This window comes from Massilia hydrophila (genome assembly GCF_020208145.1).
Lineage (GTDB): Bacteria > Pseudomonadota > Gammaproteobacteria > Burkholderiales > Burkholderiaceae_D > Telluria > Telluria hydrophila.
The window spans coordinates 67,446-87,748 of sequence record NZ_JAHYBX010000011.1; the positions used below are offsets into that span (position 1 = coordinate 67,446).

The window sequence follows — 20,303 nt, forward strand, 5'->3', positions numbered from 1 at the left end:
TTTCGCTCCCATCACTAGAAAGGTATCCATGCCTCACGCCCGCGTTTCTTCCTCCCTGCTGGCGGCCCTGTTCGCCCTGACCGCCGGCGCAGCAGGCGCCGCACCGGCCGGCCAGGCCGCGCCGGACCTCAAGCGCCACCAGCCCCAGATCGACAGGATCCTCGCCGAGATCTCGCCCAAGCGCATCGAGGCCTATGTCGCCAAGCTGGTCAGCTTCGGCACCCGCCACACGATGTCCGAAACGGAATCGGACACGCGCGGCATCGGCGCCGCGCGGCGCTGGATCAAGGCCGAGATGGAGCGCTGCGGCGCCGGCACCCCGCTGCAGGTGGCCTTCGACAGCCACGTGGCGCCGGTGTCCGCCCGCATTTCGCGCCCGACCGAGATCGTCAACGTGGTCGCCACCCTGCCGGGCAGCCAGGTTGCCTCGAAGGACCGCCTCTATGTGGTAAGCGGCCACTACGATTCGCGCGTCAGCGACGTGATGAACTACACCGCCGACGCCCCGGGCGCCAACGACGACGCCTCGGGCACCGCCGCCGTGATGGAACTGGCCTGCGTCATGGCCAAGTACAAGTTCGACGCCACGCTGGTGTTCATGGCCGTGGCCGCCGAAGAGCAAGGCCTGCTGGGTGCCCGCCACTGGGCCGAGCAGGCGCGCAAGAACAGCCTGAACGTGGCCGGCATGTTCACCAACGACATCATCGGCAGCTCGCGCGCCGACAATGGCAAGGTGGACAACAAGCAGGTGCGCCTGTTCTCGCAAAGCATTCCGGCGACCAAGGAAATGAGCGAGACCGTGCGCCAGCTGGTGGCCACCGGCGGCGACAGCGATTCGCTGTCGCGCCAGCTGGCCCGCCACACCAAGGAGGTGGGCGAGCGCTACGTGAAGGGCTTCAAGGTGTCGGTGATCCACCGCGCCGACCGCTACCTGCGCGGCGGCGACCACATGCCCTTCCTCGAGCAGGGCTACGCCGCGCTGCGCTTCACCGAGCCGGCCGAGGACTTCGCGCACCAGCACCAGGACCTGCGTACCGAGAACGGCAAGGTGTACGGCGACCTGGCCGAGTTCAACGACTACGACTACATCGCCCGGGTGGCCCGGGTGAACGCCGCGGCGCTGGCCTCGCTGGCGCTGGCGCCAGCCGCGCCGCAGAACGTCAAGCTGCGCACCGACCGGCTGACCAACGATTCGACCCTCGTATGGCAGGCGAACGCCGAGCCGGACCTGGCCGGCTACCGCGTGGTCTGGCGTGACACCACCGCCAGCGACTGGCAAGGCGCGAAGTGGGTTGGCAACGTGCAGGAGGCCACGATCGACCTGTCGAAGGACAATGTGTTCTTCGGCGTGCAGGCAGTGGACCGGGACGGCAACGTCAGCGTTGCCAGCTATCCGTTGCCACAGCGCTGAGCCTTGCGCGATGCCGGGGCCCGCGGACCGGTCCCGGCAAATACGCCGCCTTGCAGACCGGATTAGAATAGCGGTTTAGGAATCGCGAGAAAGCAAGGAATGGCTTACAAGACCATCGAAGACACGATCGGCAACACCCCGCTGGTACAGCTGGTGCGCCTGCCCGGCGCCGAGGCCGCGGCGCGCAACAACATCATCCTCGGCAAGCTCGAAGGCAACAACCCGGCCGGCTCCGTGAAGGACCGCGCCGCCATGGCGATGCTGCGCGGCGCCGAGGCGCGCGGCCAGATCAAGCCGGGCGACACCCTGATCGAAGCCACCAGCGGCAATACGGGGATCGCGCTGGCGATGGCGGCCGCCATCCGCGGCTACAAGATGGTGCTCCTGATGCCGGACAACCTCTCGGTCGAGCGCCGCCAGAGCATGGCCGCCTATGGCGCGCGTATCGTGCTGACCCCGAAATCGGGCGGCATGGAATATGCGCGCGACCTGGCCGAGCAAATGCAGAAGAACGGCGAAGGCCTGATCCTCGACCAGTTCGGCAACCAGGACAATCCGCGCGCCCACTACGAGAGCACGGGCCCGGAAATCTGGCGCGATACCGAAGGCCGGGTCACCCATTTCGTCAGCGCCATGGGCACCACCGGCACCATCATGGGCGTGTCGCGCTACCTGAAGGAACAGAACGAGGCGATCCGCATCATCGGCGCGCAGCCGGAAGAAGGCTCCTCGATCCCCGGCATCCGCAAGTGGCCGGAAGCCTACCTGCCCAGGATCTACGACAAGGCGCGCGTGGACCAGGTCGAGCCGGTCAGCCAGGCCGCGGCCGAGCAGATGGCGCGCCGCATGGCGGCGGAGGAAGGCATCTTCTGCGGCATTTCGGCGGCCGGCGCCTGCGAAGTCGCGCTGCGCATCGCGCAGACGGTGGAGAACGCCACCATCGTGTTCGTCGTCTGCGACCGTGGCGACCGCTACCTGTCGACGGGCGTGTTTCCGGCCTGAAGCCTGGCAAGACCCATAAAAAAGCCATCCTGACGGATGGCTTTTGTTTTTCTGCAAGCAAGCGCAGGCGCGGCAAGGGCGGCAGGGCGGTGTGCCCGCAGCCTGCGCATCGGCGGCAGCCTGGCACGGGGCGCAAGGCCCCGCGGATCACGCCTCTTTCGGGGCGGCGCCTTCTTTCGGCTTGAACTGCTTGTCGCTGATGCGGAACTTCGCGCGGCGGTCGCCCATGAGGTAGCGCAGGTCGCGGATCGACAGGTCGCTCACTTCATGCATGCGGATCAGCAGCGATGCGCCGACCGGCAGGCGGTGATGGCGGATCTTGGAGATCACGGGCGGCGCCACTTCCAGTGCGCGCGACAGGGCCGCGTCGTTTTTCAGACGCAGGTTCTCGATCAGGGTGTCGAGCAGGCGATTCGGGTTGTACTGCAGGAGTTCATCGGACTCCGAATCGCTATTCATATCAATCCCGACTTGGTTTGTCATGATTCAAATTCCTATTTTTGGATGTGGACGGAGCCCCATGCGGTGCTCGGCTCCAGGCTTCGGTGTTTCGACATTTTCTATTCAATTGTACAACTAATTTCTAATCTGATACTCAGTAGCAATAGCAATCAGAAGACACGCATCAGTATTGTTGTCTTATCGCAACAATAGCTGCAATGCAATTCTCTCACAAAGTCACTGAAATAATAATTGTTTTTTGGTTAAGCATGAGTGTATCGCCACACCGGCATGAATGCCGCACGGTATGGAAAAAGCTATAGAAAAAAGCAAGAAATACGGGGGTATGGGGACCAGCGGGGTGTTTCTACAGAGAATCTGTACAAAAGAAGGATATACCCTGGGGGAGTATCAGGGATGTCGTTCGGGCAAAACAGGAACAAGCAGTGGGAAACCAGTTACAAATCGATACAAAGTTTCCCAGTGGGCAATGCTTACCCAGCGCGTGCGGCACGTACCGCCCGGCCCAGTTCTACCACCGACATAGCATAAAAATAACTTCGGTTGTACTTTGTGATGGCAAAAAAGTTATCGTTTGCCACCCAGTACTCGGTAGGATCGGCGCCGTTCTGCAGGTCGACCACGCCATACAGGCCTTGCGGCGGCAGCGCTTCGACGCTCTCCACGCCTGCCGTGCGCAGCTCTTCCGGCGTCAGCGTGGCCGCCAGGCCGCGCTCGCGCAGGGGTTCCCAGGCGCGGCTCGGCGAGACCTCGGCCGGGTACACCGGGCTGCCCTTGTGTTCCGGGTTCCAGCCATGCTTGACCAGGAAATTGGCCACGCTGCCGATCGCATCCTCGGCCGAGTTGCGCAGGTCCAGCTGGCCATCCCCGTCGAAGTCCACGCCATAGTCGAGGATACTGCCGGGCATGAACTGCGGCATGCCGATCGCGCCCGCGAACGAACCCAGCAGCGAAAAAGGGTCGACCCCATGCTCGCGCGCGAACAGCAGGGTATTCGCCAGTTCGCTGCGGAAGAAGGCCATGCGGCCGGCCCGGTTCGGCGCTTCCGGATAGGCGAAGGCAAGCGTGGCCAGGGTGTCCAGCACGCGGAACTTGCCGGTATCGCGCCCATAGATGGTTTCCACGCCGATGATGCCGACGATGACTTCGGCCGGCACGCCATAGACGGCCTCGGCGCGCTCCAGGGCCTGGGCATGTTCATCCCAGAAGCGCACGCCGGCCGCGATCCGGATCGGTTCGATGAAGCGGGTGCGGTAGACCTGCCAGTTCTTCGGCTTGCCCGGCGGCGCCGGCTTGACCAGCTGCACCGCCGAATCGATGAAGCGGGCCTGGCCGAACAGCGTCTCCAGCGCGGCGCGCTCGAAACCGTGGCGGGTGCCCATTTCATCGATGAAGGTGCGCACCGCTTCCCATTCGAGGAAATTGTGGTGTTCGCCATCGTAGTCGATCCTGGTGGCGGCCTGCACGGCCTTGCCGGATGTGGCGGCGCGCTTGCGGGAAGCCTTGGTTTTTTTTCCGGCGGACTTGGCCTTGGCGGCCTTGGCTGGCTTGGATGCCTTGCTTGCCACGCTGCGGGCAGGCGTTTCCTTTGCTGCGGCGGCCTGTCCGGCGGGGGCAAGGGCCAGTGCCAGCGCGGCAAACAGGGGAAGGATAGCTTTCATCTTACTTGCGACAATAGACTCTTCAGGACGGCGGCCAGTTGCCGGTCGCGCCGAAGCGGCGGGCCGGGCTGGGGAGGCGCATAGCGCCAGGCGCTGTAACGGCGCAGGAACTCGGCGGCGGCGGCAAGCGCGGACGGCGCCAGCTGCCGGGTGGCTGCGATCCGGGCCGCGTAGGCGCTGGGCCCTTCGTCCGCTGCGCGTGCCAGCCCGGGCGCGAGCTGGGCCAGGCGCTTGCACAGCGACGAGTATACCGCCTCAACCGGATTCATTTCCCGGCGGAGATAGAAAATCCTGAGTACAAGCAACACCGCGCCCGTGACCATGACCAGCACGGCAATCCGCCAGCCCGCCAGATGCTCGCCCAGCGCCTGCAGGAAGCCGCGCTGGCGTTCCGGCGTGTAGTTCAGCACCCACTGGTTCCAGCCGTTGTTGACGGCGCCGAGCGCATGGCGCAGGCGCCCCAGCAGGGCGTTGCCGCCGCCGTCGAACAGGGACAGGCCGCGCAGCGCGTCGATGCCGAAGGGCGCCGGCGGCGGCACGGCCGCGGCCAGGTTGCGGCGCACCCGTTCCGGCGCCACCGCGGCGGTGGGGTCGACCCGTACCCAGCCGTGTCCGTGCAGCCACACCTCGGCCCAGGCGTGGGCGTCGGACTGGCGCACCGTGAAGTAGCCGTCGAGCGGATTCAGCTCGCCGCCCTGGTAGCCGGTGACCACGCGCGCCGGGATGCCGGCCGCGCGCATCAGGAACACGAAGGCGCCGGAGTAGTGTTCGCAGAAGCCGGCCCGGGTCCCGTAGAGGAATTCGTCGACCGAATGGCGGCCCAGCAGCGGCGGCTCCAGCGTATAGCTGAAGGGCTGCTCGCGGAACTGGCGCAATACCGCCTCCACCCGGCGCGCCGGCTCCGTTTCGCGGCGCAGCGCAAGGCCGGCCGCCAGCGCCCGCGGGTTGTAGCCGTAGGGCAGCAGCAGCCACTGGTTCGGGTCTTCCAGCGCCTCCTGCCCGTCGAGCGCATAGTCCGGATAGGACTGCATCGCATAGCGCACCCGCTGCGCCAGCGGGCGCTCCGTGCTCAGCTCGAGCTGGTGCGAGGCACGCACGCGGTAGCCCGCCAGCTGCGGCATGTGGCCAGGCATCTCGAGCGTGAACAGCCAGCGCGCGTCGGACGGCTCCTGGGTGATCTCGTAGCGCAGGGCCTGGCCGCGCACGCTGAGCGAGGTGCCGGAGCGGGAGGCGATCGAGCCGCCGCGGGTCCAGGCGGTGCCGTCGAAGGCGTCGAGCACCAGGCCGCGCCAGTACAGTTGCTCGCGCGCCGGCGCCGCGCCCTGGAAGCGCACCCGGAACGCCGGCTCGCCCGACATCGCCAGGTTCGACAGCTGCCCCGGCGCCATGCGCTCGGACAGGCCCGACCGGCCGCCGCCATTGCCGCCGCCCGGCATGCCCCACAGGGGCCCGCCCAGGCGCGGGAACACGAAGAACAGCAGCACCGCGATCGGCGCCGCCAGCAGCAGCATGCGCGCGCCCAGCGCCAGGCGCGCGCGCAGCGGCGGCACCTTGCCGGTGAAGCCGAAGGAAATCTGGGTGGTGAGCAGGGCCAGCACCGCGGCCACCATCAGCAGCGCGCTGCCGATTCCCTGCGCATAGAAGAAATTGCTCAGCACCAGGAAGAAGCACAGGAAGATCACGACGTACAGGTCGCGCCGCGCGTGCATTTCGAGCATCTTGAAGGCCACCAGCAGCACCAGCATGGCAACCCCGGCGTCGCGCCCGAGCAGGGTCTGGTAGCTGAACTGCACGCCCACCATCGCCGCCACCGCCACCGGCAGCAGCAGCAGCGCCGGCGGCATGCGCCGGCCGCGCAGCGTGACCACGGCGCGCCAGGCCAGCGTGGCCGCGCACAGCAGCGTGACCCAGGGCGGCAGGTGGGCCGCGTGCGGCGCCAGCACCAGTACCACGCTGCCCAGCAGCAGCAGGGTATCGGCCTTGTCGCGTGGCAGCGAACGCAGGAAGCTCATGCCGGCTCCGCGCTGCCGTACAGGGCCAGCGCGCGCAGGCAGGCGGCCTGGTGGGCGGCGCCCTGGCCGGCCTCGTAGTGCACGCCCCCCAGGCGGAAGGCGTAGGGCAGGGCGCGCTGCTCGGCATCCAGCACCCAGCGCGTCATGCGCGACAGGCGCAGCTCGAGGTCGAGCCCGGGCGGCAGCCGGGCGAAGTCGAGCACCAGTTCGTCGCCCGCGCCGCCCTCGAAATGCTTGGTGACGAGCTGGCCGCCGAGGCTTGGGTCGAGGCGCGCAATCTGGCGCCAGGCCAGCTGGCGTGGCGAGTCGCCGGCCTGGTAGCTGCGCACGCCGGCGAAGTCGTCCTGGCCGGCCACGCGCCCGTTGGCGCCGGCCTGGGCATCGGCCTGCAGCGGCAGCGGCGGCCCGCCTTCTTCCGGACGCGGATAGACCAGGGCGCGCGCCGCTGGCCGCCAGTAGCTCCAGGCGCGGAACAGCCCGAGCGGAAAGCGGGTGGACAGCACCACCCGTTCCGGCTGCAGCCAGCCGCGCGCCGTGCTGGGCACGCCCAGCCGCACCGCGGCGCTGCCCTGGGCGCCGATGTCGGTCACGTGGCGCGGCTCGGCAGCGCCGGCGAAATCGATCCAGACCGCGTAGCGCGCCAGCTTGCCGCGGTTCGCGATGTGCAGTTCGAACTGCGCCTCCTGGCCCGCGAACACGCTCGCCGTGCGGCCCTGCTGCAGGGCCAGGTGGGCCAGGTTGCGGTAGGTGAAGACCATGTCCACCAGCGCGCAGGACAGCGCCAGGAAGCTCAGCGCGAAGCCCAGGCCGAGCGTGTAGTTGATCGAGCCGATCAGGAGCACCAGCACCAGCAGGGCGAAGCCGAGGCCGGCGCGGGTGGGCAGGATGAACACGCGGCGCTGGCTCAGCACCACTTCGCCGGCATCGAGCGCGCCGTGGCGCGGCAGCCAGTTGCCGGTCGTGCGCCGCAACCAGGCGCGCAGGCTGCCCCGCATGGCTCCCTGTGCCCCCGCCGTGCCCGCCATCTAGACCGGCACCGCTTTCTGCAGTTGCAGCACCAGGTCGCGGCTGGCGAGCGCCTGGCCGTGCGCGGCCTTCAAGGGACGCAGGCGGTGCGCGCAGACCGGCACCAGCAGCGCCTGGATGTCTTCCGGGATCACGTGGTCACGCCCCTCGAGCGCGGCCCAGGCGCGTCCCGCCTGCAGCAGCGCGATCGCGGCGCGCGGCGACAGGCCTTCGGCGAACAGGCCGTTCTGGCGCGAGGCCTGGGCCAGCGCCTGCACGTAGGTGATCAATGCCGGCGACGCGTGGATCTCCTTGAGCGCGCGCTGGGCCTGGGCCAGCTGCTCCGGCTGCATGGCCGGCGCCAGCTGGCGCAGCATCGCGCGCCGGTCCTCGCCCATCAGGAGGGCGCGTTCGGCCGCCGCGTCCGGATAGCCCAGCGACAGGCACATCAGGAAGCGGTCGAGCTGGGATTCCGGCAGCGGGAAGGTGCCGACCTGGTTGGCCGGGTTCTGGGTCGCGATCACGAAGAAGGGTTCGGGCAGGGCGCGGGTGACGCCGTCGGCGCTGACCTGGCGCTCCTCCATCGCTTCGAGCAGGCCGGACTGGGTCTTGGGCGTGGCGCGGTTGATCTCGTCGGCCAGCAGCACCTGGGTGAAGATCGGGCCCGGGTGGAACACGAAACCGTTCGTCTCGCGTTCGTACACCGAGATGCCGGCCACGTCGGCCGGCAGCAGGTCGCTGGTGAACTGGACCCGGTTGAACTTCAGCCCGAGCGAGATCGCCAGCGCGTGGGCCAGGGTGGTCTTGCCGACCCCGGGCAGGTCTTCCAGCAGCAGGTGGCCGCCCGCCAGCAGGCAGGTCAGGGCCAGGCGTACCTGCTGGTCCTTGCCTACCACGACCTGGCTGACCTGGCGCGCGACGGCATGCAGTTGATTGAACATGGTTGGGTTCCGGTAAACTGTTCGGTGCGAAGGCGGGCTCCCATGGTAGATTAGCGCCATTGGCAACCTTCATACTCCGTCGGCAACAAGCCTTTGGGTCGATTCTATGCGAGAACGGCGGCAAAGGTGCGCTATGGATGAGCATTCGCAAGATGAGTACAGCAATCTACAGCCACCCCGACTGCCTGAAGCACGAGATGGGCGACTGGCACCCCGAGGCGCCGGACCGCCTGCGCGCGATCGAGGACCAGCTGATCCTGGCGCGCCTTGACGGCCTGATCGAGCAGCGCAGCGCGCCGCTGGCCGAGACGGCCGCCGTGCTGCGCAACCACACGCCCGGCGCGCTGGCGCTGGTGCGCGACAACCTGCCGGCCGCCGGCGACTACTATCCGCTCGACGGCGACACCATCCTGTGCCACGACAGCTACCAGGCGGCCCTGCGCGCGGCCGGGGCCGCGGTGGCCGCCACCGACGCCGTCATCGCGGGTGAGCTGGACAACGCGTTCTGCGCCGTGCGCCCGCCCGGCCACCACGCGACCCCCACCTCGCCGATGGGCTTCTGCCTGTTCAACAACGTCGCCATCGCGGCGCGCCACGCGCTGGAAGTGCATGGGCTGGAGCGGGTGGCGATCGTCGACTTCGACGTCCACCATGGCAATGGCACCGCGGATGCCTTCCGCCACGATCCGCGGGTATTGATGGCCGGGCTGTTCCAGCATCCCTTCTATCCCTACTGCGACCCGGAACCGGTCAGCGCCACCAACGTCAACATGCCGGTGCCCGCGCTCGCCGACGGCGAGACGGTGCGCAAGCTGGTGCAGGACTACTGGCTGCCGGCCATGCATGCACACCGGCCGCAGATGATCTTCGTGTCGGCCGGCTTCGACGGCCACCGCGAGGACGACATGGGCGGCATCGGGCTGGTCGAAAGCGACTACGCCTGGATCACGCGCCAGCTGATGGCGGTGGCGCGCGAGCACGCGCGCGGACGCATTGTCAGCTGCCTGGAGGGTGGCTATGCGCTGTCGGCGCTGGGCCGCAGCGTGGTGGCGCACCTGAAGGCGCTGGCCGAGCTCGAATGAGGAGCCTAGCCTAGCCCTGCAGCAGCGGAAAGCGCCCGATGAAGCAGGCGGCAAGGACCATGCCGCACAAGGCGCCGAACGCGCACCAGCGCGCCAGCGCGCGTTTCGGGGAAAGGTGAACGGCGGTTCGCATAGTGGACCTCCAGGTCGCGGCAATGCACAAGAGCGCCAGTGTGCGCCGCCGCGCCGGCCGGATGTTGCTGAGCATCAATGAATTCCTCCTTGCCGCCTGTGGTTTTTTACAGTGTCCGCGCTCGGCGTAAAATAGCGGCCTGACCGAAGACGAAGAAAGCACAGCATGTCGATACAATGGTTCCCGGGGCACATGAATGCGGCCAAGAAGGAAGCCGCCGAGCAGATGGAGAACACCGACCTGGTGATCGAAGTGCTCGACGCCCGCCTGCCCGAGGCGAGCTGCAACCCGATGGTGGAGGAGCTGCGCAAGTTCCGCCAGCGCCCCTGCCTGAAAATCCTGAACAAGACCGACCTGGCCGACCCGGCCGCCACCGCGGCCTGGAAGGCGTATTACGAAGCCCAGCAGGGCGTGACCGCCTATCCGATGTCGACCAAGCACCCGGCCGACGTGGCGCGCATCCCCGCGCTCTGCCAGTCGCTGGCACCGCACCGCGGGGTGCCGACCAAGCCACTACGCATCATGATCATGGGCATTCCGAACGTCGGCAAGTCGACCCTGATGAATGCCCTGCTCAAGAAGCGGGTGGCCAAGGTGGGCGACGAGCCGGCCGTGACCAAGATCCAGCAGAAGCTCTATCTCGGCAAGCACACGGTGCTGGTCGATACGCCGGGCATGCTGTGGCCGAAGATCGCGATGGCGGGCGACGGCATGATGCTGGCCGCCAGCCATGCGGTCGGCTCGAATGCGCTGATCGAGGAGGAAGTGGCGGAGTTCCTGGCCAACCTGCTGCTCGACCGCTATCCGCAGCTGCTGACGGCGCGCTACGGCTTCAAGACCGAGGGCCTGGACGGCATCGCGGTCATCGAGCAGGTGGCGCAGCGGCGCGGCTTCCGCGTGCGCGGCGGCGAATTCGACTACGAAAAGGCGGCCCACGTGCTGCTGCACGACTACCGCACCGGCGCCCTCGGCCGGATCAGCCTGGAGACGCCGGAAACCCGCGCCGCGGCCCTCATCCAGCATGCGGCCGAGATGGCGGAAAAGGCCCGCATCGCCGAGGAAAAGGCGGCATTGAAGGCGGAAGAGGCGATGCGCGGCAAGCGCGGCACCTGAAGCTACCGAGGCAGCCGCCGCCTGCCCGGCGCAAGGCCGGCTTGTCAGGTTATAATCGCCCGGTTTTGGTGCCCGCGCACGCGATCAGCGTGCGCAGTTAAACGGGAAACACGAAGCAAAGGCGCATCGCGCCGGCGCCGAGGTGTGCTGCCCCCGCAACGGTCAACAAGCGCTGCATCCACCCTGGATGCGGCAGGCTGTCCCGAACACCACTGTGCGTCGTGCATAGGAAGGTGGGACAGTCGGTCTTGCAAGCCCGGATACCGGCCAGGACAGGTGGAAGCAGCGGCGCGCCCATGGCAGCCGCGGCTTCCGTTGAACTCCGGTGTGCGGGGACGCAGGCCGGTGCCATTACCGAGAACATCCTACAATGAAATCTGCTGTCGTTTCACGCAGCGCGCCGGCGTTCAAGCCGCTCGCGCTCGCTTGCGCCCTGTCGCTGTCCGTCCTGGCCGCCGATGCCCTGGCGCAGGAAATCCTTCCCTCGATCGTCGTCACCGGCGCGCGCTTCCCGGCGCAGGCCGCGGCCGCTCCGATCGGCGCCACCGTCATTACCGCCGACGAGATCCGCCGCGCCGGCGCGACCGACGTGAATGCCGCGATCCGCAAGGTCGGCGGCGTCTATGGCCGCCAGAGCCTGGACGGATCGCCCGACTTCGCGCTCGACCTGCGCGGCTTCGGCTCGAACAGCCCCCAGAACCTGGTGATCCTGGTCGACGGCGTACGCCTCAACGAGAACGAACTGGCCAATGCCGTCCTGTCGAGCATTCCGGTGGACACGGTCGAGCGCATCGAGATCGTGCGCGGCGCCGGCAGCGTCTTGTATGGCGAAGGCGCCACCGGCGGCGTGATCAACATCATCACGCGCCGCGGCACCCAGGGCGGCACCCACGGTTCGCTGTTCGCCGAGGGCGGTCGCCATGATTCCCACGACCTGCGCGCCTCGCTCGGCCATGGCGCCGGCCCGCTGTCCTTCGACCTGGCCCTGGCCGACCGCGGCACCGACAACTACCGCGACAACAACGCGTTCAAGCAAAAGAGCGTGAGCGGCGGTGTCCAGTACCGCCATGGCGCCGGCCGCGCCGGCCTGCGCTTCGAGCATTCTGAGCAGGATGCGCGCTTCCCCGGCTCGCTCAACGAAGCGCAATTCCAGGCCAAGCCGCGCCAGACCCTGACGCCGTACGACTTCGGCACCCTCGACACCGACCGCGTCAGCGCCTTCGCCGAGCACCGCATCGGCCAGGTCGAACTGGCTGCCGAACTGTCGCACCGCGAGCGCGAGGTCGGCGCCAACTATTTCTACCCGGGTGGCGTCACCCGGGTGGCGTATGACGCCAGCCAGACCCAGTTCTCGCCGCGCGCGCGCCACACGGCGCTCATCGGCGACAAGCGCAACGAACTGGTAGCCGGCATCGACCTGGTGCGCTGGAAGCGCCAGACCAGGTCCGACTTCTCGCTCGGCGACGCCGAGCAGGACGCGCAGGCGGTCTACCTGCGCAACGAACTCCTGTGGAACGCCGCGCACCAGGCGCGCCTGGCCGTCGGCGGCCGCCACGAACGCTTCACCAAGGACTATTCCGACCCGCTGGCCTTCCCGCCGGTGGTGAACGAGCACCGCAGGCAGTCGATCAATGCCTGGTCGCTCGAAGGCAGCATCGACCCGATGCCGCAGCTGACCGTGTTCGCGAAACTGGGGCGCAGCTACCGGATCGCCAACGTCGACGAGAACAGCCTGCGCGGCGGACTGGACGTGCTGGCGCCGCAGGTCTCGCGCGACCTCGAGCTGGGCGTCACCGCCGGTTCGGCCACGCGCCAGCTGACGGCGCGCGTGTTCCGCCATCGCCTGACCGACGAGATCTTCTACGATCCGACCATCGGCTGGGGCGCCAACACCAACCTCGACCCGACTCGCCGCCAGGGCTTCGAGCTGGAAGGACAGCAGGCCCTGACCGCGGCGCTGCGCCTGAGCGCCAAGTGGCAGCGGGTGGAGGCCGAATTCACCGGCGGCGCGAACGCCGGCCGCGAGATGGTGCTGGTGCCGGAGAACGTGGTCACGCTGCGCGCCGCCTGGATACCCGCCGGCGGCCACAGCGCCGACATCGGCGCCCAGTGGGTCGACAGCCAGCGCTACGGCAGCGATTTCGCCAACGACTGCGGCGCGCGGATTCCGTCCTATGCCACTTTCGACGCCCGTTACGCCTACCGCGTGGGAGGCTGGGAAGCCGCCGTCACCGCGCTCAACCTGGCCGACCGCCAGTACTACAGCAACGCCTTCGGCTGCCGTTCGGGGATCTATCCGAGCGATGGCCGCCAGCTGAAGCTGTCGCTGCGCTACGACTTCTGATGCGCGCGTCCCGACTCCTCGCCGCCGCGCTGCTGGCCGGCCTGGCCGGCAGCGCGGCCGGGGCCGCGGTAACCGTGGTGGACGATGCCGGCCGCCGCGTCACCGTGGCGCAGCCGGCGCGGCGCGTGATCTCGATGGCGCCGCACGCCACCGAACTGCTGTTCGCGGCCGGCGGCGGCGCGCGGGTGGTCGGGGCGATGAACTACAGTGACTTCCCGGCCGCGGCCAGGAAGATCCCGCTCGTTGGCAGCAACAGCGTGATCGACATGGAGCGGGTGCTGGCCCTGAAGCCCGACCTGGTCGTGGTCTGGCACACCGGGAACACGGCGCGCCAGATCGCCCAGATCGAGGCGCTGGGGGTGCCGGTGTTCCACAGCGAGCCACGCCGCATCGCCCAGGTGGCCGACAACATCGAGCGGCTCGGCCGGCTGCTGGGCACCGGGCCGGTTGCGGCCCCGGCCGCGGCGGCGCTGCGCACGCGCCTGTCCGCGCTGCAGGCGCGCTATGCCGGACGCCCGCCGGTGACGGTGTTCTACCAGGTCTGGGACCAGCCGCTGTACACCCTCAACGATGCCCAGATCGCCAGCGATGCGATCCGCGTCTGTGGCGGACGCAACGTGTTCGGCGCGCTCAAGGTGGTGGCACCCCAGGTCGGCATCGAGGCGGTGCTGGCGGCCGACCCGGAAGCGATCCTGGCCGGCAAGCGCTACGACCCGGGCAATCCCGGCCTGGGGCTGTGGCAGGCCTATCCAGGGATGACGGCGGTGAAGCGCGCCAACCTCCTGACCGTGGACGGGGAACTGCTCTCGCGCCCTGGCCCGCGTACGGTGGACGGCGCGGCGCGCCTGTGCGAGGCGCTGGAAGATGTGCGGCGGCGCCGGCCGCGCCAGGGCGCGGGTGAATGACCGGCGGGCGCGCGCCCGCATCCTAGCCGAAGACCAGCATGAGGGCGCCACCGGCGCCCAAAATCATCGGCCAGTACTTGACGGGGACGAAGAACAGGTCGTGCGCTTCGCGCAGTGTGTACCGCTCTCCGGTCGCCTCGTCGACGTGGACGCGCGCGCCGGCGTAGCGTGCCAGCACGAGGTGCAGCAGGTAGACCAGGACGGCGGCCAGCAGCAGCGCGACCGGCACGATCACCGAGCGCACCATCGCCGGCGAGGATTTGCCCCACAGCTGTTCGGCCGCTATCTCCGTCCCCAGAAAGCACAGGGACAGGAAGACCACGACCAGGATGCCAAAACCACGCCAGACCAGCATGCCAATCTCCTTTTGATGATGAGTGAGTTTGCCCGGTGGCCCCGGCTAGCGGCCGATGAGCCCGGCAAGAGAAGGCGAGTGTGGGGCCGGTCCGGATGGCCAGCAACCCGGATTCCGGCCAAACAGGATTGATTTCGATCACCCATCTACGCGACGGCGTTTGTGTTGCCGCTAAGATATATCTTGTGTGCAAGCGTCCTGCCGCCGCATGCATCACCTCTGTTAATTCCGTAAGCAAATGCAAAATTCCCTGCCTCACCACGAAGGCGGCGCGAAAAAGTGGTAATCTCCCGGCGTTTGCTCACTCTATTCTGGAAGGATATCCATGCGTTCCCTGCGTTTTGCCCTCATCGCCGCCACCATGGTCGCCAGTACCGCCTTCGCATCGCCCACCGATCCGAAGAACGGCGTCGACTACCAGACCCTGAGTGCGCCGCAGCCGGTACAGGCAGCGGGCAAGAAGGTCGAGGTCATCGAATTCTTTGCTTACCACTGCCCGGCCTGCAATGCGCTCGAGCCGAGCCTGAACCAGTGGGTCAGGAAGCAGGGCGACAACATCGTGATGCGCCGCATCCACCTGCCGTTCCAGGGCAACGCCGACCCGGAAGCGCACCTGTTCCTGACGCTGGAAGCGATGGGCAAGCTGGAGGAATACCATCCGCGCGTGTTCCAAGCCGTGCATGGGCAGCGCCAGCGCCTGATGAAGGATGACCAGATCATCGAATGGGCGGTCAAGAATGGCCTGGACCGCGCCAAGTTCATGGAAACCTGGAACTCGTTCGGCGTGACCACCAAGCTGCGCCGCCTCGGCCAGCTGGCCAACAACTACAAGGTCAGCAGCACCCCGACCATCATCATCGACGGCAAGTACGTGGTGTCGCCGTCCCAGGTGGGCACCGCCAACAAGCTGCAGGACATGGGCCAGGCAATCCAGGCCACCACCCAGGTGATGGATGCGCTCGTGAAGAAGGCGGCCGCCACCAAATGAGCAAGGACGTCGAGCGCGAAGTCCTGAAGATGTACGACAGGTCCCGTCCCAACGAGGACGACCTGTTCGAGACCAGCCGCGTGAACCACATCGCGTGGTCGCTCGCGGTGTTCTGCGCGGGACTCGCCATCTGGCTCGGCATTGCCCTCGTCAATGCCGAGAACCAGCGCTACGCCCTGATGACCAACCAGTGCCCCGATCCGCTGTTCAAGGGCGCCATCGACAAGGCCTGCCTGCTGACCGTGCACTCGCGCGAACACTGGTGGGAACACCTGTGGTACGCGGCCACCCACGTGCGCCCCGAATCCGAGCCGGTGGAGCGCTATCCCGCCAGGCGCCAGGCGCCAGCCGCCGCACGCTAGCGGCCAGGCCGCCGGCGCCTTCGTCCTTCTTCCATTGCCAATGTGACGGTGCTGTCGTGCCTGCCGCGCTCAGGCGGGCAGGGTGATCACGAAGCGCGCACCCCCTAGCGGCGAACCGGTCGCATGCAGGGTACCGCCGTGCAGGGCCACGGCCTTGCGCGCGATCGACAGGCCCAGGCCGAAGCCGCCGGTGGCGCGGTCGCGGCTGCGGTCGAGCCGGTAGAAGGGATCGAAGATGCGGTCGCGCTCTTCTTCCGGAATGCCGGGACCGTCGTCGTCCACCGTGATCTCGGCCTGGCCACCGCTGCGGCTGGCGGCCAGCAGGATGCGGCTGGACGCATATTTCTGGGCATTGCGCAGCAGGTTGCAGACGGCGCGCGCCAGCAGGCGGCGGTCGGCCTCGATCTCGCCCAGCGACGCGTCCAGCGCGCATTCGAGCTGGAGCGGGGAGGGTGGCAGCATGCCGGTGCATTCCTGCAGCACCGCGGCCAGCCCGACCGGCTCGGCCTGCAGGTTGCGTGCGCTGTCGAGCTTGCTCATGTCGAGCAGTTCGTTGACGAGGGAATTCAGTTCGCGCAAGTCGCCTTCCATGGCGCGCACGCGCTTGCTCAGGCCCGGGTCCTTGGCCCGCGCATCCAGCAGTTCCAGGCCGAATTCCAGGCGCGCGATGGGGGTGCGCAGTTCGTGCGACACCGAGTGCAGCAGGCTTTTCTGCGCTTCCAGCAGGTCTTCGATGCGGTCGGCCATGTGGTTGATGCGCTCGGCCAGCGGATAGATGCTGGCCGATGGTTTCATCTGCGAACGCGCGGTCAGCTTGCCACTGCCGAACGCGTCGGCCACGCGCGACAGCGACTGCAGGCCCTGCCAGTGCGCGCGCGACCACAGCGCGATCGGCACCAGGAGGGCGACCGCCACGATCACGTAGCGCAACGCTTCCATCTTGAGGGCTTGGCCGATGTCGACCGGCAGGTTGCGGGCATGCAGCACTTCTTCGTGGCTGCCGATGTAGCGCTCGCCTTCCAGGTCGACCCGGCGGTAGAAGCTGCGGCTGGCCGGATCGAGCACGATCTCGCCGCGGTCGAGCTGGGCGCGGCGGCCGCTGGGCAGCGCGGCCCTGGCCTCGGCCAGCGGAATCAGGTCGTAGCGCACGCTGGAGACCACGCGCACGTTGTTCAGGCGCGTCAGCCAGTCGTCCGGCGGGGCTTCGTCCACGTACTGCTCGAGCAGGAAGATCTGGGCCGCCGCCTGGCGGCGTGCGATGTCCTCGAGCGGATCCCCGAACAAGCGGCTGAAGGCGAAGTAAATCACGAAGGTAGCCGCCGTGATCGACAGCATGACCAGCACGAAGAAGCGGAAGAAGATCCGGTTCACGTACCCATCCTGCATGACTGGCGGTTACGGACTGCTACATACATAGTGTCTCCTTGGCCGGCATTGTATAGGAGCAACCGCCCAGCGTGAAAGCCTTACAAATTGTAGACAATTCCTCGACAGTTGGAGGGGGAATCCGCGGCCGGGAATCCATACCATGTTCCTACATCAGGTCAATCTGGTTTTCCGTTTGCCCGCCTGATATGCGAGTGTCGGCGGGTTTTTTTATTTCCAAGGAATCGATCGGTGCCGTCGCCCGGCGATGCCGCCCCAGCGTGGAGAACAAGAACATGAACAAGTCCGTACGCGCTGTCGCCCTGTTGGCAACGGCCGGCATCGCCATGGTGGCTGTGGTCGCCTGTGGCGGGGGCGAGGGCGACATGGCCGGCACCATGCGCAACCAGCAGGCCGGGCAGGGCATCACCGTCGGCGAGCCGAACGGCGGCGTGCCAGTCGTTTCCGAGTACATCAGGATGGCCAGGGAAGCCTCCTGCGCCACGACCCGCAACCGGCTGTATGTCATCGACAGCAAATACGTGCTGTGGGACCGCGCCGGCGATTGCGCCGACAACGCGTACGGCCAGCAACTGCTGGGCGCAAGCCCGCAGGCGCTGCTGTGCAGCGCCGCCGGCACGATCGCCGGAGCGCGCATCGGCTGTAGCGACGCCAGCCTGCGCCCGCTGTTCGACACGGTGCTGAACAACCTGGAGCGGGCCGACCTTGGCCTGGGCGCCAGCCACAAGGTGGAGCGGGTCGATTTCCTGCCGCCGGACGGCACCCCGGTGCCGTTCCGGACCGTGGCCAGCGAGGATACGTCGAATATCAAGGCGCCGCGCGAAGTCGTGGTCAAGGATGCCGCCGCCTGGACTGCCCTGTGGGCCGAGCATGGCGCAAGCCGCGCGGCGCCGCCGGTCGACTTCAGCCAGCACATGCTGGTGGCCGTCTTCGCCGGCGAGGGCAGTGCCGGTTGCGGCGGCTTCGACATCGTGCATGCCGGCGTCCACGCAGGCCAGCTGCTGGTCGAGTACGCATTGCGCCACCCGTCGCCGATGACGGCATGCCCGGCTGTGGTGACCCAGCCGATGCGCGTGGTGGCGCTGCCGCGCTCCGATGCCAGGCTCGTGTTCCGGAAAATCGTGTCGGACTTCGCCAACTTCACGACCGTCGAGCCGAACCTGCGCACCCAGGTGCTTGCGCAGCGCAATGTCGTGGTGCGCGACGAAGCGGCCTGGGCCGCCCTGTGGGCGGAGCATGCGGGTCGTGACGCCGCGCTGCCAAAGGTCGATTTCACGCGCCAGATGGTAATCGGCGTGTTCCGTGGCGCCCAGCCGGATGGCTGCCGCAGCACGGCGATCCGTTCCGTTGATTTCCGTGATGGCAAGCTCCATGTGGTGCATGTCGACACCGTTCCTGGTCCTGGCATCCTGTGCACAATGGCAATCGTGTATCCGTCCCACCTGGTCATCGTCGACCGCAGCGAAGCGCCGGTGGAATTTATTCGCGAAGTACGTACCTTGCAGTAACAATTCGTGAGTGTTCGGCTTGCTCGACGTAAAATATCGGGATGCCGAACTCCGATTGTGAAAAACATGAAAAAGCTATTCGCCCTGGTCCTGGCTGTCTCGGGCAGCGCTGCAAGCGCACAGACGCCGACCACCAACCCGATGCCCGATGGCAGCCGCGACATGTATGCCGGGCTGGGCGTCGTGTCGGGCCCGCGCTACGAGGGGGCGGATAGCAGCCGGACGGCGGCGCTGCCGGTCCTGCAGATCCAGTGGAGCAACGGGATCTTTGTCTCGGGCATGAGCGCCGGGATGCATCTGTCGGCCAGCCCGCTGGTCGAATACGGCCCGCTGCTGGCCCTGCATCCGCGCCGCACCGAGTCGGGCACGGGCGGGCGCCTGGACGGGGTCGAGGGCAGCGCCAAGCCCTTCCTGCCGAGTTCGGTACGCACCTATGAGTCGGACAATCCACTGGCCGGCATGGACGAGATCCGCATGCGCCCGGAAGCCGGCGCCTTCTTCAATTACTACCTGGCGCCGGAATGGCGCCTGACCAGCAGCGTGCTGGCCGGTGCCGGCAACGACCGCAACGGGGTGCGCGCCGCGCTGGGCATCCAGCGCCTGGCGATGGCGCTCGCGCGGCATCACAGCGTGTCGGTGAGCGCCGGCCTCGGCTTGGCCAACCGCGCCTACCAGCAGAGCTATTTCGGCGTCAGCCCGGCCCAGGCCCTGGCCAGTGGCAACCGCGTCTACCGCCCGGAAGGCGGCCTGAAGGACGTGTACGTCGGCGCGCGCTGGAACTGGGCGCTGTCGCCGTCCTGGATGCTGACGTCGAGCGCGCACCTGTCCCGCCTGGCCGGTGATGCGCGCCATAGCCCGCTCGTCGAGCGGTCCACCAACCTGACGGTTTCGACCGCCATCGCCTACCGCTTCTGATGATGCGCTTCGCCCACGTCACCACCTGCGTATGCTTCCTCGCCACGGCCGGCCTGGCTGCGGCGCAGGCGCACGCGCAGGTGCAGGGTGTGGACTGGGCAAGCTACCGCGACGCCTACCGGGCCGTGGTCGTGTTCGAGAAGTACGGCGGGGCCAAGACCCTGCTGCAGAACCACCTGCAGTTGCTGCCGCGCGAGAAAGGCGTGCTGGGCGAGGGCGTGCAGCTGATCCTGAAGGGCAAGACGGTCCAGACCAGCCTTGCCTTCGATGCGCTCGGACGCGGCGTGCTGCCGCTGATCAAGACGGCCTACGACGAGAACGCCGTGCTGGCGCCGAACCGCCCCATCGGCCCCTTTGCGCTGCGCGCCCGGGTCAGCATTGCAACGCAGGCGGACAACACCTACGACGCGGCCGAGCTGCGCGCCGCCTGCGAGCAGGCGCTGGACTTTGCCCGCCACACCGATGCCGGCGCGCGCAGCCGCCAGTGCGTGGGAGTGCGCCTGGTATTCCCGAAGAAGGGCACCGACACCACCGTCAAGCTGCGCCGCCCGGATGCCGAGGCGGCGCTGCCGGTGACCCAGGGCGCGGCCTTCGCCGGCGACGCCGATGCCGATTTCCCGGTGGTGAACTACCGCTTCGGCAACGAGCGCGCCCAGCTGGTCACCTACAGCGCGCCGCTGGCGATCGTGCCGCTGTTCGAGTAGCGCACCGCCTTTTC

General features: G+C 67.8%; 19 protein-coding genes and 1 riboswitch. Of the genes, 11 read left to right on the plus strand and 8 right to left on the minus strand.

Annotated elements, in window-relative coordinates; all coding sequences use genetic code 11:
* The first annotated feature begins 28 nt into the window (after positions 1–28).
* Positions 29–1,411 (plus strand): M20/M25/M40 family metallo-hydrolase, encoded by a 1,383-nt coding sequence (locus tag LE190_RS19555; protein ID WP_225240273.1) that lies wholly within the window; start codon positions 29–31, stop codon positions 1,409–1,411.
* Positions 1,412–1,510: 99 nt separating this feature from the next.
* Positions 1,511–2,413: a cysteine synthase CysM gene (gene cysM, locus LE190_RS19560; RefSeq protein ID WP_224946419.1), complete on the plus strand. Its 903-nt coding sequence runs from the start codon at positions 1,511–1,513 to the stop codon at positions 2,411–2,413.
* Positions 2,414–2,560: 147 nt separating this feature from the next.
* Here the strand turns inward: cysM and LE190_RS19565 are convergent, their stop codons facing one another.
* The 5 genes from LE190_RS19565 to LE190_RS19585 all read right to left on the minus strand — a co-directional run bounded on the left by LE190_RS19565 (position 2,561) and on the right by LE190_RS19585 (position 8,494).
* Positions 2,561–2,896, minus strand: coding sequence for a hypothetical protein (locus LE190_RS19565; protein WP_036216124.1), 336 nt, complete (start codon positions 2,894–2,896; stop codon positions 2,561–2,563).
* A gap of 452 nt (positions 2,897–3,348) precedes the next feature.
* On the minus strand, positions 3,349–4,536 hold the full coding sequence (gene mltB / locus LE190_RS19570; RefSeq protein ID WP_225240275.1) for a lytic murein transglycosylase B: 1,188 nt from the start codon (positions 4,534–4,536) through the stop codon (positions 3,349–3,351).
* Positions 4,533–6,548, minus strand: coding sequence for a transglutaminase TgpA family protein (locus tag LE190_RS19575; protein ID WP_225240276.1), 2,016 nt, complete (start codon positions 6,546–6,548; stop codon positions 4,533–4,535). The genes mltB and LE190_RS19575 overlap by 4 nt, the downstream gene beginning before the upstream one ends.
* Positions 6,545–7,543 carry a DUF58 domain-containing protein gene (locus LE190_RS19580; protein WP_225240277.1) on the minus strand — a complete coding sequence of 333 codons (999 nt, stop codon included), beginning with the start codon at positions 7,541–7,543 and terminating at the stop codon, positions 6,545–6,547. Before LE190_RS19580 ends, LE190_RS19575 begins: the two co-directional genes overlap by 4 nt.
* 30 nt (positions 7,544–7,573) lie before the next feature.
* Positions 7,574–8,494, minus strand: a complete 921-nt coding sequence (locus LE190_RS19585; protein ID WP_225240278.1) for an AAA family ATPase — start codon at positions 8,492–8,494, stop codon at positions 7,574–7,576.
* 152 nt (positions 8,495–8,646) lie between these two features.
* Between LE190_RS19585 and LE190_RS19590 the strand changes: the two genes are divergently transcribed.
* Positions 8,647–9,576: a histone deacetylase family protein gene (locus LE190_RS19590; RefSeq protein ID WP_225240279.1), complete on the plus strand. Its 930-nt coding sequence runs from the start codon at positions 8,647–8,649 to the stop codon at positions 9,574–9,576.
* 10 nt (positions 9,577–9,586) lie between these two features.
* On the opposite strand, the gene LE190_RS21845 is transcribed toward LE190_RS19590, so the two are convergent.
* Positions 9,587–9,709: a hypothetical protein gene (locus tag LE190_RS21845; RefSeq protein WP_267875344.1), complete on the minus strand. Its 123-nt coding sequence runs from the start codon at positions 9,707–9,709 to the stop codon at positions 9,587–9,589.
* A gap of 165 nt (positions 9,710–9,874) precedes the next feature.
* On the opposite strand from LE190_RS21845, the gene ylqF reads away from it, so the two are divergent.
* From ylqF to LE190_RS19605, 3 genes are all read left to right on the plus strand, one after another.
* Entirely contained in the window at positions 9,875–10,822 is a 948-nt protein-coding gene (gene ylqF, locus LE190_RS19595; protein ID WP_224946427.1) for a ribosome biogenesis GTPase YlqF, read from the plus strand.
* Between the two features lie 49 nt (positions 10,823–10,871).
* Positions 10,872–11,108: riboswitch (cobalamin riboswitch) on the plus strand.
* 84 nt (positions 11,109–11,192) lie between these two features.
* On the plus strand, positions 11,193–13,166 hold the full coding sequence (locus LE190_RS19600) for a TonB-dependent receptor (protein ID WP_225240280.1): 1,974 nt from the start codon (positions 11,193–11,195) through the stop codon (positions 13,164–13,166).
* Positions 13,166–14,071 (plus strand): cobalamin-binding protein, encoded by a 906-nt coding sequence (locus LE190_RS19605; protein WP_225240281.1) that lies wholly within the window; start codon positions 13,166–13,168, stop codon positions 14,069–14,071. The genes LE190_RS19600 and LE190_RS19605 overlap by 1 nt, the downstream gene beginning before the upstream one ends.
* A 22-nt stretch (positions 14,072–14,093) precedes the next feature.
* Here LE190_RS19605 and LE190_RS19610 read toward each other — a convergent pair whose 3' ends face one another.
* A complete protein-coding gene (locus LE190_RS19610; protein WP_225240282.1) occupies positions 14,094–14,426 on the minus strand; it encodes a hypothetical protein in 333 nt (110 codons plus the stop codon).
* 325 nt (positions 14,427–14,751) lie between these two features.
* Between LE190_RS19610 and LE190_RS19615 the strand changes: the two genes are divergently transcribed.
* The gene (locus LE190_RS19615) at positions 14,752–15,414 is read left to right on the plus strand and encodes a thiol:disulfide interchange protein DsbA/DsbL (protein ID WP_225240283.1); all 663 of its coding nucleotides are present in this window, start codon (positions 14,752–14,754) and stop codon (positions 15,412–15,414) included.
* The gene (locus LE190_RS19620) at positions 15,411–15,776 is read left to right on the plus strand and encodes a hypothetical protein (RefSeq protein ID WP_225240284.1); all 366 of its coding nucleotides are present in this window, start codon (positions 15,411–15,413) and stop codon (positions 15,774–15,776) included. Before LE190_RS19615 ends, LE190_RS19620 begins: the two co-directional genes overlap by 4 nt.
* 69 nt (positions 15,777–15,845) lie before the next feature.
* On the opposite strand, the gene LE190_RS19625 is transcribed toward LE190_RS19620, so the two are convergent.
* Positions 15,846–17,147, minus strand: a complete 1,302-nt coding sequence (locus LE190_RS19625) for an ATP-binding protein (RefSeq protein WP_225240285.1) — start codon at positions 17,145–17,147, stop codon at positions 15,846–15,848.
* Between the two features lie 290 nt (positions 17,148–17,437).
* Here LE190_RS19625 and LE190_RS19630 point away from each other — a divergent pair, with 290 nt between their 5' ends.
* From LE190_RS19630 to LE190_RS19640, 3 genes are all read left to right on the plus strand, one after another.
* Positions 17,438–18,670: a protease complex subunit PrcB family protein gene (locus LE190_RS19630; protein WP_225240286.1), complete on the plus strand. Its 1,233-nt coding sequence runs from the start codon at positions 17,438–17,440 to the stop codon at positions 18,668–18,670.
* Positions 18,671–18,736: 66 nt separating this feature from the next.
* Positions 18,737–19,585 (plus strand): MipA/OmpV family protein, encoded by an 849-nt coding sequence (locus tag LE190_RS19635; RefSeq protein WP_225240287.1) that lies wholly within the window; start codon positions 18,737–18,739, stop codon positions 19,583–19,585.
* A complete protein-coding gene (locus LE190_RS19640; protein ID WP_225240288.1) occupies positions 19,585–20,289 on the plus strand; it encodes a hypothetical protein in 705 nt (234 codons plus the stop codon). The genes LE190_RS19635 and LE190_RS19640 overlap by 1 nt, the downstream gene beginning before the upstream one ends.
* Positions 20,290–20,303: the final 14 nt, after the last annotated feature.

Coding starts and splice junctions, on each gene's coding strand:
- LE190_RS19555 (WP_225240273.1), top strand. CDS start 29: ATGCCTCACGCCCGCGTTTCTTCCTCCCTGCTGGCGGCCCTGTTCGCC.
- cysM (WP_224946419.1), top strand. CDS start 1,511: ATGGCTTACAAGACCATCGAAGACACGATCGGCAACACCCCGCTGGTA.
- LE190_RS19565 (WP_036216124.1), bottom strand. CDS start 2,896: ATGACAAACCAAGTCGGGATTGATATGAATAGCGATTCGGAGTCCGAT.
- mltB (WP_225240275.1), bottom strand. CDS start 4,536: ATGAAAGCTATCCTTCCCCTGTTTGCCGCGCTGGCACTGGCCCTTGCC.
- LE190_RS19575 (WP_225240276.1), bottom strand. CDS start 6,548: ATGAGCTTCCTGCGTTCGCTGCCACGCGACAAGGCCGATACCCTGCTG.
- LE190_RS19580 (WP_225240277.1), bottom strand. CDS start 7,543: ATGCGGGGCAGCCTGCGCGCCTGGTTGCGGCGCACGACCGGCAACTGG.
- LE190_RS19585 (WP_225240278.1), bottom strand. CDS start 8,494: ATGTTCAATCAACTGCATGCCGTCGCGCGCCAGGTCAGCCAGGTCGTG.
- LE190_RS19590 (WP_225240279.1), top strand. CDS start 8,647: ATGAGTACAGCAATCTACAGCCACCCCGACTGCCTGAAGCACGAGATG.
- LE190_RS21845 (WP_267875344.1), bottom strand. CDS start 9,709: ATGCGAACCGCCGTTCACCTTTCCCCGAAACGCGCGCTGGCGCGCTGG.
- ylqF (WP_224946427.1), top strand. CDS start 9,875: ATGTCGATACAATGGTTCCCGGGGCACATGAATGCGGCCAAGAAGGAA.
- LE190_RS19600 (WP_225240280.1), top strand. CDS start 11,193: ATGAAATCTGCTGTCGTTTCACGCAGCGCGCCGGCGTTCAAGCCGCTC.
- LE190_RS19605 (WP_225240281.1), top strand. CDS start 13,166: ATGCGCGCGTCCCGACTCCTCGCCGCCGCGCTGCTGGCCGGCCTGGCC.
- LE190_RS19610 (WP_225240282.1), bottom strand. CDS start 14,426: ATGCTGGTCTGGCGTGGTTTTGGCATCCTGGTCGTGGTCTTCCTGTCC.
- LE190_RS19615 (WP_225240283.1), top strand. CDS start 14,752: ATGCGTTCCCTGCGTTTTGCCCTCATCGCCGCCACCATGGTCGCCAGT.
- LE190_RS19620 (WP_225240284.1), top strand. CDS start 15,411: ATGAGCAAGGACGTCGAGCGCGAAGTCCTGAAGATGTACGACAGGTCC.
- LE190_RS19630 (WP_225240286.1), top strand. CDS start 17,438: ATGAACAAGTCCGTACGCGCTGTCGCCCTGTTGGCAACGGCCGGCATC.
- LE190_RS19635 (WP_225240287.1), top strand. CDS start 18,737: ATGAAAAAGCTATTCGCCCTGGTCCTGGCTGTCTCGGGCAGCGCTGCA.
- LE190_RS19640 (WP_225240288.1), top strand. CDS start 19,585: ATGATGCGCTTCGCCCACGTCACCACCTGCGTATGCTTCCTCGCCACG.